We start from the raw sequence: 14,567 nt of genomic DNA, 5'->3' as shown, positions 1-14,567 counted from the left end.
CTTTTAAAGGAAGGCAATATTAAGATTTTGTAATAATTGCAGCCAATAGTTTTTTTGCACGCAGCAGTTTAACTTTTACATTATTTATAGGATCATTTAGTTCTTCAGAAATTTCTTTGTAACTCAGTTCCTGAAAGTACCTTAAGTTAATGACTTCTTGGTAATGTGGTTTTAGTTTCTTAATGTCCTTTAGAAGGTTTGCAAGATTCTGTTCTGTAATAATTTTATCTTCAGGTGTTGGTGAATCATCAACAATATCAAAATATTGGTTATCGTCATCTTTAGATGTATTTCTAATTGATTGCTTTTGTTTTCTAATTAAATCGATATGAATATTTTTCGAGATAGTGAGAAGCCAAGTCTTAAATTTATAGTCCTCATTATAGGTGCTAATCTTGTCAAAAGCCTTAGAGAATGTCTGTATGGTTATGTCTTCTGCATCATTTTCGTTCATGGTGCGTTTAAGTTGAAAAGCATAGACATCATTCCAATACGAGTCTAGGAGAAAATTAAATGCAATTTGATTATTATTTTTTGCTTTGTTTATAGCTTCTTTTACTTCCAATGTTTAGGCTTAGATATCAGATTAGTTATAAAGATACTTAATTGTGTAGTAATAAGAAATAATTCTAAAAAAGGAGCAAGGATAATAAGGTCTGTTTCTTCAAATTTTTTAGCTGTAAATCCAAAACTTAACCACTGTACTACAAGTCGTAAGCTAATTAAAGCAATAATCCATTGCCAAGAAAAGCCTAAAATTATAAGTGAAATTCCTAGAGTCCAGAATAATAATTGAGTAATATAAAATACACCTAATAATAATTGATGCTTCAATTTGTAAAAATTTGCGGTGCTAATATGTCTTCTTTTTTGAAGAATCCACGCCTTTAATGTTGTCTTAGGTTCAGAAATTGTAAAACTTTCTTTACTGAAACAGATGGCTGTATTCGTGGTGTTTGCGACTTCGTTTATAAATAAATCGTCATCACCAGATTTAATAGACATGTGACTGTTAAACCCACAATTGTTAAAGAATAAATCTTTTCTATACGCCATGTTGCGGCCCACTCCCATATAAGGTAAGCCCATTTCGGCATAAGAAAAGTATTGTAAAGCAGTCATTACGGTTTCAAAACGGATAAGTTTATTTAAAAAAGAAAATTTCTTTTTAGCATAAGCACCATAACCTAATACAATAGATTTTTGGTTAGAAAAACCACTGCTCATATGTGCTAGCCAATGTTTAGAATTTGGTATGCAATCCGCATCAGTAAAAACTAAAAAATCATGTTTAGAGGCTTTTATACCTAAGGTGAGTGCGTATTTTTTATTTCCCCAGAATGCTTCATTTATTTTTACATCAACAAGTTTAATATTGTTGTTTTTGGCTTCAAAATCTTTCATAATTTCTAATGAATTGTCAAACGAACTATCGTTAACTAAGACAATTTCGAAATCTGAATAGGCTTGGTTTAATATTAAGGGAATATTTTTCTTTAAATTTTCGGCTTCGTTTTTAGCACATATTATTACAGATATTGGAATGTGCTTTTTTAGTCGTGTTTCAGCATGCTTAACACCAAAAGTGAAAAGAAAACTAAGATAATATATAATTTGAATACTAACAACTGCAATAAATGCATAAAATAGTATTGAGGGAAGTGTCATTAAGGCTTAAGAATGTTGAGGTTCGTTACAGTCTTTGTATTCGTCTGCTGTTTTCCCACAAAAACCACAAGCTTCCCCGTTTTTGTTAAGCATGGGGTTTTGGCTAGCGCAAGTACCTGCAAATTTACCGTCTTTTTTTGCCCATATTTTTATAGCGATTCCTGCTACTGCTAAAGCTAATAATCCTAATGTAATTAGTAATAGTTTCATTTGTCTTTTATTGTATTTAGATGGTCAGATTATCAATCCATAATTTAATTTCAGTGAATAATGGAGTTTTTAACTACGGATGCTGCACCTAATTGCTTAAATTTAATGCAAAGATAATGCTTTTACATTTATTTTTTACTCAATTCTTTTGTGACTTAACTTATTGATGCTGTGTCTTATTACTAATAAAACAATTATTACTAACTAAATTAATTTAAGAATTATGAAAAAATTATTCGCAGAGTTCTTCGGAACATTTTGGCTTGTATTTGGTGGTTGTGGTAGTGCAATTTTTGCTGCTGGATTTCCTGAATTAGGAATTGGATTTGTAGGTGTTGCCTTAGCATTTGGTCTTACTGTATTAACTATGGCTTACGCTGTTGGACACATTTCGGGAGGTCATTTTAATCCTGCTGTTTCTATTGGACTTTGGGCTGGTGGAAAATTTGAAGCTAAAGATTTATTAGGTTATATTGTTGCTCAAGTAGTTGGTGCTGTAGTAGCAGCCAGTGTATTGTATCTTATTGTTTCTGGCAAAGCAGGTTTTGATGGAGTAGGAGGTTTTGCTGCTAATGGATATGATGCGTTATCACCTGATGGCTATAGTATGATGTCTGCTTTAATTGCAGAAGTTGTGCTAACGGCTTTTTTCTTAATTGTCATTTTAGGGAGTACAAATTTTAGAGCACCAAAAGGGTTTGCTCCTATTGCTATTGGTTTAGCTTTAACTTTAATTCACTTAATTAGTATTCCTATTACAAATACATCGGTAAACCCAGCAAGGTCTTTAAGTCAAGCTATATTTGCCGACGGGGCTTATTTATCTCAAGTTTGGTTGTTTTGGGTAGCTCCAATAGTAGGCGCTATTATTGGTGGGGTTATTCACAAAACAGTTTTCGAAAAGGAGTAGGTTATTTTTAATAAAACAAAAAGAGGCGCAATTTTTATTGCGCCTCTTTTAATTTATATAAAGTTGTTCTGCTTATTTATCTTTTAAAGAAATCTCAGCAACTTCAGTGTCGTTTTCGTTGGCATTATTGCCTTTAGTACCAATTTTAATACTAAGTGCTAAGGCATCTTCCATATATGGAATCTGTTTTAATCTGCGATCAGATTCATCTAAAATACCTAGGTTAACCATTCGGTCTTGTAATTCCGCCCAAATTTGATATTGTTGTTCTTCTGGTAATTGAGGAAGAGTAATCACATCAATCATAGAGGTTTTTTCAACCGGATTAATATAGGCTACAGTTTTTAAGTTTTTAGCACGTTCGTTACCATTAATAACATACTTCCTAGCGTCAGGATTGTTTAGTTTTAGTAACTCTCTAGATAATTGGTCTAATTTAGAATTGTTACTTTCTATATCACTTCGTAAATCAAAAATTTCTTCAACTACAATATTGTTTTCCTGATTTAATTGTATGTTTTTTTGATACAGTATAAATGATGTTACAGCGAATAAAATGGCGGCGGCACTAGCAGCAATACTGTACCAAGGTGTTCTTCTATTTTGTGCCAAGTGAATCACTTTAGTATCATTAGTGTCTTCTATAGTATCTAATAGGTTTGATAGTATGTGATTAGGTGCTTCTATAGCGCCAGCTTTTGCTACAATCTCTAAATTATCTTGAAGTTCTTCGTAAGCTTGGGCTGCTTCAGGATAATTTGAAATAAAGTGTTCAACGTCTTTAGATTCTTCTATAGACGTGTCTCCAACCAAATACTTATTAAGCAGGTTAGAATTTAAAAAGTTATGTAATTTTGTTTCCATGATCAAATAATTTATGGATTATAAACTTTCTTCAGTTCACGCAATCCTATTTTTAATCTAGATTTAATAGTGCCAAGTGGAATATCTAATTCGTCACTAGCTTCTTGTTGTGTCATTCCTTGAAAAAACAAAGCATCTAACACAATTTGATATTTTTCTTCTAGTCTACCAACATGTTCTTTAATGTCCATGACATCTTGATTAAAATTTGTTGTTGGTAGAATATATACGTTTGAAGTTTCAATTTGGACTTCTTTATGAAAACGATTATTAAAACTTCTTAGTTTATCTATGGCTGTATTTCTTGCAATTCGGAATAACCAAGTAAAGAGTTTTGCTTTAGATGCATCATATTTTGAAGCGTTTTTCCAAACCTTTACGAAGGTTTCTTGTAAGGCATCTTGTGCTACCTCTTCGTTAATTGTAATTTTTAAAATCACACCATACAGGCTGTTCGAATAGTTTTCGTAAAGTAAGTTTAAAGCGCGTTTATCCCCTTTTTGAAGATAATCTATTATTTTTTGCTCTGTAGGTGTTATGCTCAAAATGTTAAAATATTGATTTTCTGAATTTTAAAAGATCTAAATTTAAATTATAAACGTAAATATAATTAAATACACCTTATAGAGGTGCTCACAATATAGTATTAGAATAATTTTACCTCCTTAAAGGGTTGATTAATAGCATTTTTTTAAATTATTCTAAATTCAAAAGTCTTAATTCTTAATTGGGGCTTTTGTCTTATATGATATTGACTTCTGTTTCTATACTAATATTAAATAATCGTTGTATTGTACTCTGTATTAATTGAGCTAACTCTAATATATCTTTCCCTGCGGCGTTGCCATAATTAACTAATACCAAAGCTTGTTTATTGTGTACACCATAATCTTTAAAACGTTTGCCTTTAAAGCCTGCTTTTTCAATAAGCCATCCAGCGGGTACTTTTACAGCTGTATCTGATATTTTGTATGATGGTATGTCTGGGAAATTCTGTTCTAATTTAATAAAATCTTCTGTTGAGATTATTGGGTTTTTAAAGAAACTACCACTATTACCAATTTCTTTTGGATCCGGCAATTTGCTTTGCCTAATGGCTATTACGGCATTTGAAATGTCCTGAATTGTTGGGGCTTTAATACCGTTAGCTTCTAATTCGTTTCTAATGACGCCATAATCTGTGTGTAATTGATGATTTGTTTTAGTAAGCTCTAAATTAACGCTGGTAATAATATATTGCCCTTTTAAGTCTTGCTTAAATATAGACTCTCTATATCCAAAATTACAATCGGATTTGTTGAATGTTTTTAATGACTGATCCTTTATATTCATAGCTTCACAACTCAAAAAAACATCTTTTAATTCAACTCCGTAGGCACCAATATTCTGAATTGGAGCAGTGCCAATATTTCCAGGAATTAATGACAAATTTTCAATTCCTCCGTAATTGTGTTGTAAGCACCAGAGTACAAAATTATGCCAATTTTCGCCAGCCATTGCTTTAACAATAACGGTGTTTTCTGTTTCACTTACAACTTCAATACCTTTTAAATTAATGTGAAGCACCAAGGCTTCAATGTCTTTTGTTAGCAACATATTACTGCCTCCACCTAAAATAAATAAGGGGTTAGAGTGGTGTTCTTTTAAAACAATACTAAGGTCTTTAATAGAATTTATATTGCAAAAAGATTGTGCTTTAGCTTCAATGCCAAAAGTGTTAAACGGTTTTAATGAAGTATTGTTAATGATAGTCATTAGTCTTTATATACTTTTAAGGCTTCTTCTAAAATTTTTACAGAGATTCTTAAACTATCTTCATTTAAAACATAAGCAATACGAATTTGGTTTAATCCAACGCCAGGTGTAGAGTAAAAGCCTGCAGCAGGAGCAACCATAACTGTATTGTTATTGTAATCAAAAGATTCTAATAACCATTTAGCAAAATCATCTGAGTTTTTTACAGGCAACTCAGCAATGCAGTAAAATGCGCCGTTTGGTTTAGCAACTTTAACACCTTCTATTTTTTCTAATTCACCAATTAGTATATCTCTACGTTTTACGTATTCTTCTTTTACATCATCAAAATAACTTTGTGGTGTATCTAATGCCGCTTCACTAGCTATTTGTGCTAAAGTTGGTGGACTTAACCTTGCTTGAGCAAATTTTAAAGCAGTTCTTATAAATTCTTTGTTTTTAGAAACTAAGTAGCCAATACGTGCACCACACATACTATAACGTTTAGAAACAGAATCAATAATAATAGCATGCTCTTCTAAACCAGGTTCTTGTAAAATAGAATAATGTTCAATGCCATCGTAAACAAATTCTCTATAAACTTCATCGGCAATTAAAAATAAATCGTGCTTCTTTACAATAGTTGCAAGTTGTTTTATTTCTTCTTTAGAATATAAGTAACCGGTTGGATTTCCTGGGTTACAAATTAAAATGGCTTTAGTTTTAGGTGTAATTAACTTCTCAAATTCTTCTATAGAAGGTAAGGCAAAATTGTTTTCAATTTTAGAAATTACAGGGACAACATTAACACCTGAAGCTGTAGAGAAACCATTGTAATTAGCATAAAAAGGTTCAGGGATTATAATCTCATCATCAACGTCCATAATACTACCAAAAGCAAATAAAAGTGCTTCACTTCCTCCTGTGGTAACGATAATGTCGTTATGACTAACATGTATATCATTTCTTTTGTAGTATTCAGCAATTTTCATTCTATAGTTTTCAGAACCTTCAGAACGCGAATAAGCTAAAATATCTAATGAATGCGTTTTTACAGCATCTAATGCTATTGTAGGCGTTTTTATATCTGGCTGACCTATGTTAAGATAATAGACAGTTTTTCCTTGTTTATGAGCAGCTTCTGCATACGGTACCAATTTTCTAATTGGCGATTCTGGCATGTTGATGCCTTTATTCGAAATTGTTGGCATTTTGATATTGGTTTTAAATTGCTAAGTTCTGAAAAATATTAGTGTTAATATGTAAAAAAAACATAAAAAAAATGAGCTCTCAATTTGAGAACTCATTGTAAATTTTATTATGATTGGAGCTTATTGCTCAATCATACTCTTGCTTTTCTTTTCTAATACGCTAGTTTTGTTAGAATCAACAACTAGACCTTTAATTTTTAAGGCTACTGTTGGAGTTTCAGCATTAGAAAAAACAGTTATAGTTTTTCTAATTGGATTAACTCTTTTAGTATCGTATTTTACTTCTATTTCGCCCGTTTCACCTGGCATAATAGGTCCTTTAGGTTTTTTAGGCACTGTACAACCGCAAGTAGATTTCACATTAGAAATTACCAAAGGTGCGTTACCTGTATTTGTAAATTCAAAAACTCTTACTCCATCAGCTCCTTTTTCAATGGTACCATAATCGATTACAGTCGATTTAAATTCGATTTTTGCTACCTTTTCTTGAGCGAAAGAACCAAAGCTCATTAGTCCTACAAATAAAATTGCTATTAAATTTTTCATCATTTTAATTTTAAAATTGATTAGTCAAAGCTAGTTACTTTTTAATTCCTAGCAAAATTTATTAGACGTAATACATTTCATTTAACAGAAATTATGGTTTCTAATGCCATATTATTACACTAATAATTTTTCGAAAAAGGAATTATAAGTACTTTTGTCTGTTATATTACAAAAACAATACCAAACATGGAAATTCCTTCTAAATATAATGCGTCGTCAGTAGAAAATAAATGGTACGATTACTGGATGCAACACAATTACTTTCATTCTAAACCAGACGAAAGAGAACCTTATACCATAGTTATTCCTCCGCCTAATGTCACAGGAGTGTTACACATGGGACATATGTTGAATAATACCATTCAAGATGTCTTAATTCGTCGTGCACGTTTATTGGGTAAAAATGCCTGTTGGGTACCTGGTACAGATCATGCCTCAATAGCCACTGAAGCTAAAGTTGTAGCTAAACTTAAAGAGCAAGGTATAGATAAAAATGATTTAACTAGAGAAGAATTTTTAGTACATGCTTGGGAATGGACCGAAGAGTATGGAGGTGTTATTTTAGACCAACTGAAGAAACTGGGATGTTCTTGTGATTGGGATCGTACAAAATTTACTATGGATGACGATATGTCGGAAGCTGTAATTAAGGTGTTTGTTGACTTATACAACAAGGGGCTAATTTATAGAGGATACCGTATGGTGAATTGGGATCCGGAAGCAAAAACAACCTTGTCTGATGAAGAAGTTATTCATGTTGAAAAACAAGGTTTACTTTATTACTTAGAATATAAAGTTGAAGGTAGTGATGAAAAATTAACCATAGCAACCACACGACCAGAAACGATTTTTGGTGATACGGCTATTTGTATTAACCCAAATGATGAGCGTTTTACACATTTAAAAGGTAAGAAAGCGATTGTTCCTATTTGTGGACGTGTTATTCCTATTATAGAAGATGAGTATGTGGATGTTGAATTTGGTACAGGATGTTTAAAAGTAACTCCTGCTCATGATGAAAATGATAAAGTATTAGGTGATAAGCATCAATTAGAAGTTATCGATATTTTTAATGCAGACGCTAGTTTAAATAGCTTTGGGATGCATTACGAAGGTCAAGATCGTTTTGTTGTAAGAAAAGCCATTACAAAAGAATTGGAAGAGGCTGGTGTTTTAGTGAAAACTGAAAATCATATAAATAAAGTAGGAACATCAGAACGTACAAAAGCAGTTATAGAGCCAAGGTTGAGTGATCAATGGTTTTTAAAGATGGAAGATTTAGCACAACCTGCTATTGATGCCGTTTTAAAAACAGGAGAAGTGAAATTGTTTCCAAAGAAATTTGAAAACACGTATCGCCATTGGATGGAGAATATTCGCGATTGGAACATTTCGCGTCAATTACTTTGGGGACAACAAATTCCTGCCTATTTCTACGGAGATGGAAAAGAGGATTTTGTGGTTGCAGAATCTATAGAAGAAGCTGTAGAGCTAGCGAGAGTAAAAACTTCAAACGCTGCGCTTCAAGCTTCAGATTTAACACAAGATACAGATGCTTTAGATACTTGGTTTAGTTCTTGGCTTTGGCCAATGAGTGTGTTTGATGGGATTAGAAATCCTGAAAACGAAGAAATAAAATATTATTACCCAACAAACGATTTGGTAACTGGGCCAGATATTCTATTTTTCTGGGTAGCCCGTATGATTATTGCTGGTTATGAATATAAAGATGAAAAACCTTTTGAGAATGTTTATCTAACAGGATTAGTAAGAGATAAGCAAAGACGTAAAATGTCGAAGTCGCTTGGGAATTCTCCAGATGCTTTAAAACTTATTGAAGAATACACTGCCGATGGAGTTAGAGTAGGATTACTGTTAAGTTCTGCAGCAGGAAACGATTTAATGTTTGATGAAGCCTTATGCCAGCAAGGAAAAGGTTTTGGAAATAAAATATGGAATGCATTTCAATTAACCAATCTATGGGAGGTTGCAGATATAGCACAACCTAACTCTAGTAAAATAGCTTTAGAATGGTATGAAGCTAAATTTCAATCGGTATTAGTAGAGATAGAAGATCACTTTAGTAAATACAGATTAAGTGATGCTTTAATGTCTATTTATAAATTGATTTATGATGATTTTTGTGGATGGATGTTAGAGATGGTAAAACCAGCATATCAGCAGCCAATAGATAGAACGACCTATGAAAAAGTGATGTCTATTTTTGAAGATAACTTAAAAATAGTTCATCCATTTATGCCGTTTTTAACTGAGGATATCTGGCATTATATTAAAGAACGTTCACCAGAAGAAGCTTTAATCATTTCAAAGTGGCCAGAAGCAAAGCCAATTAATGAAGCTTTGATTTCTGAATTTGAATTTGCATCTGAAGTGATTTCTGGATTAAGAAACATCAGAAAACAAAAGAATATTGCGTTTAAAGATGCCATTGGTTTTTCTGTCGTTAATAATGAAAATGTAAAACCTACGTTTGATGAAGTAATCTCAAAATTAGGAAACCTTGAAAGCTTTGAATATGTAACAGAAGCTGTTGAAGGAGCATTAACATACAGAGTAAAATCTAATGAGTACTTTATTCCTATGGAAGGAAGTATAGATGTTGAAGCTGAAATTAAAAAGTTAACCGAAGAATTAAACTATACAGAAGGCTTCCTTAAATCTGTTCAAAAGAAATTATCTAATGAGCGATTTGTTGCTGGAGCGCCAGAACAGGTGGTAGCTTCTGAGAAAAAGAAAGAAGCTGATGCTTTAGCTAAGATAGAAACGATAAAAGCGAGTTTAGCGAGTTTAAAATAGAGCTTATCACATTAAGATATTGTAAAAAAAAAGACTGCTGATAAAGCGGTCTTTTTTTATTTACCACTCATTAATTTTATTACTATCTAACTTTATAAAAATAAACAGTAAAATAGTAAAGCCCCAAAGTCCTGAACCTCCATAACTAAAAAAGGGTAGGGGAATACCAACGGTTGGTATTAAGCCCATTACCATACCTATATTAATGGTGAAATGTACAAATAGAATAGAAGCAACACCATAGCCATACACGCGGCTGAATTGTGATTTTTGGCCTTCAGCTAAATACAAAATTCTAATAATAAGGAGTACAAATATGAGGACAACAAAACTTGTTCCTAAAAAGCCCCATTCTTCACCTACAGTACTAAAAATATAATCGGTATGTTGTTCTGGTACAAATTTACCTGTAGTTCTGGTGCCTTGTAAGAAGCCTTTACCTGAAATGCCACCTGAACTTATCGCTTGTTCAGATTGAATAAGATTATAGGCTTCGGCTTTTTTCATGCGTTCTAATTTCGCTGGATCTTTTTCTAATCGTAACCAAAGACTAATTCTATTTTGTTGGTGAACTTTTAATCCATGCTGATAGAACAGTTTTACTCCATAAGAAAAACTAATACAGACCAGAAGTGCAACAATATATTGCAATATAGAACCGCGTTTTTTCTTGCTAAAAAAGTAAATGCTAGCAATAACCAATGTGGTTATAATTGCAGTTATTAAAATGCCAAACTTTAGCGATAAAACAGCAAGTAGTATTAGAGATAAAGCGATAATTAAATAGACTTGTTGTAGGCCTTCACGATAAAAAACAAAGAAAAAAGCTAAATAAACGATAGTACTACCAGCATCATTTTGAAGTAAAATTAGTAATGCTGGAATAAAAATAATGGCCGTAACCCTTAATTGATCTTTTAGGGTCTGCATGTTTGTTTGCAGGTCACTAATATACTTAGCAACAGCGAGCGCAGTGGCGAATTTAGCAAATTCACTAGGTTGTATGGTCATACTACCAATACCATACCAAGAACGTGCACCATTAACGTCTTTACCAAAAATAAACAAACCTATTAGAGCTAATATGGCGACCAGATATATGAGACTGGCAAACTGTTCATAGAATTTGGCTTCAAATGAAAGAATTAATACAATAAGAAGGAATGTTAAACCAATAAAAACGAGGTGTTTACCGTAAAGTTGACTCGTGTCAAAATAACTTGTAATTTCTCCTTCATGAGATGCAGATAAAATATTAAGATACCCAAAACCTAGTAATAATAAAAATAGGATAATCGTAATCCAATCAAATTTAAAACGTCTTTGGTTTTCTCTCAGCATGCGTTATTATAATTTTACGTTGCTTTGATTTGGATTTTCAATAGCATAGTTGTCAATGACTTGGAGGGTGGTCTCTCCATTTATTTTAAATGGTTCTCCAGAATATGGTTTTTTATATTCATTTTCTAAACTATGGGTTAAAATCCATTTTTCCAAGTCGGTTCGTGTAATATGACCTTTAATATATTTTTCTATCATTAAACTTGCCATTCGTCCGGCAAAACGACCTCCCCAATATCCGTTTTCAACAAAAACAGCAATCGCAATCTTTGGATTGTCTTTAGGTGCAAACGCGACAAAAATAGAGTGGTCGGTAAGTTGTGTTTTGACTCCATCTATTCTTATGAAATTTTCAGCAGTACCTGTTTTTCCACAAATATCAATACCAGGAACTCTTATGTGTTTTGCTGTACCCTCGTTATAAACATCAAACATCCCTTGAACTATAGGTTCAAAATGTTCTTTATCAATAGTGGTGTATTTTGGAGTTCTATATTTAATATCTATGGTGTCGCCTTCAATGTCTTTTATAATATGTGGAGTGTAGTAATATCCACGATTACCAATAGCTGCAGCCATATTAGCCAACTGAATTGGAGTGGCTTCAACTTCTCCCTGACCAATGGCGTTAGAAACGATATAGGTTGAACCCCAACGATTATCACCATAAGCCTTGTCATAATAATCTCCATCAGGAATTCTACCAGGTTGGCCTACGGATAAATCGTTATTTAAAAAGTTACCTAGCCCAAAACTCTTTGCGTGTTTTGCCCAAATATTCATCCCATCTCCAGCGTCATCATATTTATCTACGATACGACGATACACATTCACAAAATAAGCATTACAAGATTGTGCAATACCAGAGTTCATAGAAACTGGACTTTTGTGATGGTGGCAACCTGTTAAACGTCGATTGCCATAATAGTAACCCATTCGACAAGGAAATGTTTCATTAACGGAAACCACACCTTCTTGTAGCCCTATAAGAGCGTTGATTACTTTAAACGGCGAACCGGGAGCATATTGAGCCTGTAAACCCCTATCAAAAGTGGGCATGTTAATCGTATCTCTAAATAATCGACTAAAATTTTTATTACGTTCTCTTCCTACAAGCAAATTAGGATTGTAACTTGGACCTGTAACCATAGCTAATATTTCACCGCTTTGAGGATCTATAGCAACTATACCACCACGTTTGTTTTTCATTAATAACTCGCCATAAGCTTGTAGTTCTGAGTCTATGGTTATTGTAATATCCTTTCCGGGTTGAGGTAAAGTGTCTAATGCTCCTTCTTTAAAAGGACCAATATTTTTATTAAAACGATCTTTTTGAATAAACTTTATACCTTTTACTCCTCGTAGTACTTCTTCGTACGTTTTTTCAACACCTTGCTTACCAATAAGGTCACCCAATACGTAATAAGGTTGATTTTTTATGGTTTGACGATTTACTTCACCTAGATCGCCTAATACATTAGCACCAATATTGGTTTGATATGAACGGAGTGATCGTTTTTGAATATAAAAGCCTTCAAATTTTCGCATTTTTTCTTGAAGTACAGCGTAATCTTTCTTTGATAGTTGTTGTACAAAAGGTGAAGATAATCTTGGCGAGTAATTAGTGGCCCTTTTTAGCTTTTTATCGTATTCTTCTCGTGTTATTTTTAATAATTCGCAGAATTCATTTAGTTCTAATGAGTCTAAAGGCTTAACTTCTCTAGGAATCACCATTACATCGTAAGAAGGTTGATTGGCAACTAAAAGTTTTCCGTTTCTGTCATAGACATAACCACGTTTAGGGTAATTGTATTCTTTTCTAATGGCAGTGTCTTCAAAAATATTGTAAGCAGAACTATTGTAAACTTGAAGGTAAAACAAGCGCGCAATAAAAACAAGACCAACAAGAATTACAGTGGTTAGTAATAATAATTTTCTCATTTTTTGTTTCGGCTAAATAAAATTATAATCAATACGCTTAGTATTATAGTGAAAATACTAGAAAATAACGTTTTTTGTAAGATTAAAAGTATGTTGGAAATGTTAAAAATTTCTAATGAGAACAATATTAAATGATGAATTAGAGTACCTAATGAAATATAGGATATTAAGCTGCCCATGTCTGTGTTGCTAAACTTTATACTTTGGTGTTCGTATAACATACCAAACGCACTTTTTAAAAGTATAGGTCTTACATAGGCTAAACTTACAGCAGCAGCTGCGTGTACTCCACCAGAATCTGAAAACATGTCTACAAACATACCTAGTAAAAAACTCACTAGTAAAAGAACAAGACGTTCTTCCCTTATTGGAAATAGGAAGATGAAAATAATATAGATATATGGGTTAATATACCCCAAAAAGTTAATTTGATTACATATCACAACCTGAGCTAATAATAGTAAAATAAACCTAGCGATATTTATGCCTGTAACATTATTCATCACTACTATTTTCTAAATTTAAGATTTCGTTACGGTCTAAGTTTTCTAAAATATAAACGGTGCCAATATTGGTCATGTCGTTAAACAATTTTACTTGTATTGTGTAGGTGTCACCACTAATATCACTTTCAAAACTAGAAATGGTACCAATACCAATACCTTTTGGGAAGATTGAAGATTGTCCACCTGTTTGAATTGTATCTCCAATTTTTACAGGTGCAAATTGAGAAACGTCTTCTAGTTGAGCATAGATAGGAGATTCTCCATTCCATGTTAAAGAACCAATATGGTTTGTAGATTTTAACTTCGCATTAATTCTACTTCTTGTATTTAGAATAGATAAAGCTCTTGAGTAATTATTTGATGTATTATCAATAATACCAATGATTCCTTTAGAGGTAATTACGCCAAAATCTTCTTTAATACTATCATTTCTTCCTTTGTTTAATGTGAGGTAATTATTGGTAGAGGAATAACTGTTTTTATACACATCTGCAATAGTGACTCTGTATATTGATTTAGAATATGTTGTGTCAATAAATGAAGAGTCGGTTGTTGTATTTCTATTAAATAGTTGTTCTCTTAAGCGTTTGTTTTCTTCCGAAAGAATATCATTTTCAGTTTTTAAGTTGAAATATTTGTCAACAGAATTGATGGTGCTATAAACTCCTCCTGTTAATCCATTGGCTGAGTTTATGAATTTACTCCTATGATAAGAATGCGATTGAATGGTTAAAGCTAAGGCAATACTAAAAAGTAATAAAAACAACAGAAAGGTTTTGTTTCTTATAACAAAATTTAAAATTTGCTGCATTATTTACT

At 32.4% G+C, this 14,567-nt stretch carries 14 protein-coding genes; 2 read left to right on the top strand and 12 right to left on the bottom strand.

All coding sequences use genetic code 11. The annotated features are described in order from the left end of the window. Window positions 1-19: 19 nt before the first annotated feature. From VDP25_RS05095 to VDP25_RS05085, 3 genes are read right to left on the bottom strand one after another with little or no spacing between them, the layout of a single operon-like run. Complete coding sequence (locus VDP25_RS05095; protein WP_334467500.1) at window positions 20-565, bottom strand: RNA polymerase sigma factor; 546 nt, start codon at window positions 563-565, stop codon at window positions 20-22. Beyond that, the gene (locus VDP25_RS05090) at window positions 556-1,668 is read right to left on the bottom strand and encodes a glycosyltransferase (protein ID WP_334467498.1); all 1,113 of its coding nucleotides are present in this window, start codon (window positions 1,666-1,668) and stop codon (window positions 556-558) included. The genes VDP25_RS05095 and VDP25_RS05090 overlap by 10 nt, the downstream gene beginning before the upstream one ends. 6 nt (window positions 1,669-1,674) lie before the next feature. Beyond that, on the bottom strand, window positions 1,675-1,878 hold the full coding sequence (locus tag VDP25_RS05085; protein ID WP_334467496.1) for a membrane or secreted protein: 204 nt from the start codon (window positions 1,876-1,878) through the stop codon (window positions 1,675-1,677). 223 nt (window positions 1,879-2,101) lie between these two features. On the opposite strand from VDP25_RS05085, the gene aqpZ reads away from it, so the two are divergent. After that, on the top strand, window positions 2,102-2,788 hold the full coding sequence (gene aqpZ, locus VDP25_RS05080; protein WP_334467495.1) for an aquaporin Z: 687 nt from the start codon (window positions 2,102-2,104) through the stop codon (window positions 2,786-2,788). A 72-nt stretch (window positions 2,789-2,860) separates the two neighbouring features. Here aqpZ and VDP25_RS05075 read toward each other — a convergent pair whose 3' ends face one another. The 5 genes from VDP25_RS05075 to VDP25_RS05055 all read right to left on the bottom strand — a co-directional run bounded on the left by VDP25_RS05075 (window position 2,861) and on the right by VDP25_RS05055 (window position 7,143). Further along, a complete protein-coding gene (locus VDP25_RS05075; protein WP_334467493.1) occupies window positions 2,861-3,652 on the bottom strand; it encodes an anti-sigma factor in 792 nt (263 codons plus the stop codon). Between the two features lie 11 nt (window positions 3,653-3,663). Next, complete coding sequence (locus VDP25_RS05070; RefSeq protein WP_215928743.1) at window positions 3,664-4,197, bottom strand: RNA polymerase sigma factor; 534 nt, start codon at window positions 4,195-4,197, stop codon at window positions 3,664-3,666. Between the two features lie 196 nt (window positions 4,198-4,393). Continuing rightward, entirely contained in the window at window positions 4,394-5,407 is a 1,014-nt protein-coding gene (gene murB, locus VDP25_RS05065) for a UDP-N-acetylmuramate dehydrogenase (protein ID WP_334467490.1), read from the bottom strand. Next, window positions 5,407-6,597 (bottom strand): pyridoxal phosphate-dependent aminotransferase, encoded by a 1,191-nt coding sequence (locus tag VDP25_RS05060; protein WP_334467488.1) that lies wholly within the window; start codon window positions 6,595-6,597, stop codon window positions 5,407-5,409. The genes murB and VDP25_RS05060 overlap by 1 nt, the downstream gene beginning before the upstream one ends. A gap of 120 nt (window positions 6,598-6,717) precedes the next feature. Then, window positions 6,718-7,143 carry a DUF1573 domain-containing protein gene (locus VDP25_RS05055; RefSeq protein WP_215928978.1) on the bottom strand — a complete coding sequence of 142 codons (426 nt, stop codon included), beginning with the start codon at window positions 7,141-7,143 and terminating at the stop codon, window positions 6,718-6,720. Window positions 7,144-7,329: 186 nt separating this feature from the next. Here VDP25_RS05055 and VDP25_RS05050 point away from each other — a divergent pair, with 186 nt between their 5' ends. Next, window positions 7,330-9,960 carry a valine--tRNA ligase gene (locus VDP25_RS05050; protein WP_334467487.1) on the top strand — a complete coding sequence of 877 codons (2,631 nt, stop codon included), beginning with the start codon at window positions 7,330-7,332 and terminating at the stop codon, window positions 9,958-9,960. Between the two features lie 60 nt (window positions 9,961-10,020). Here VDP25_RS05050 and rodA read toward each other — a convergent pair whose 3' ends face one another. From rodA to mreC, 4 genes are read right to left on the bottom strand one after another with little or no spacing between them, the layout of a single operon-like run. Beyond that, complete coding sequence (rodA, locus tag VDP25_RS05045; RefSeq protein WP_334467486.1) at window positions 10,021-11,301, bottom strand: rod shape-determining protein RodA; 1,281 nt, start codon at window positions 11,299-11,301, stop codon at window positions 10,021-10,023. A 6-nt stretch (window positions 11,302-11,307) separates the two neighbouring features. Next, complete coding sequence (mrdA, locus tag VDP25_RS05040) at window positions 11,308-13,242, bottom strand: penicillin-binding protein 2 (RefSeq protein WP_334467484.1); 1,935 nt, start codon at window positions 13,240-13,242, stop codon at window positions 11,308-11,310. Continuing rightward, window positions 13,239-13,745: a rod shape-determining protein MreD gene (locus VDP25_RS05035; RefSeq protein WP_215928754.1), complete on the bottom strand. Its 507-nt coding sequence runs from the start codon at window positions 13,743-13,745 to the stop codon at window positions 13,239-13,241. Before VDP25_RS05035 ends, mrdA begins: the two co-directional genes overlap by 4 nt. Then, window positions 13,738-14,559: a rod shape-determining protein MreC gene (mreC, locus tag VDP25_RS05030; RefSeq protein WP_215928756.1), complete on the bottom strand. Its 822-nt coding sequence runs from the start codon at window positions 14,557-14,559 to the stop codon at window positions 13,738-13,740. Before mreC ends, VDP25_RS05035 begins: the two co-directional genes overlap by 8 nt. Window positions 14,560-14,567: the final 8 nt, after the last annotated feature.

The organism is Winogradskyella sp. ECml5-4 (assembly GCF_036903175.1).
GTDB classification, from domain to species: domain Bacteria; phylum Bacteroidota; class Bacteroidia; order Flavobacteriales; family Flavobacteriaceae; genus Winogradskyella; species Winogradskyella damuponensis.
Note: the sequence above shows the minus strand (reverse complement) of the source record. Positions and strands in the feature narration are given on the sequence as shown.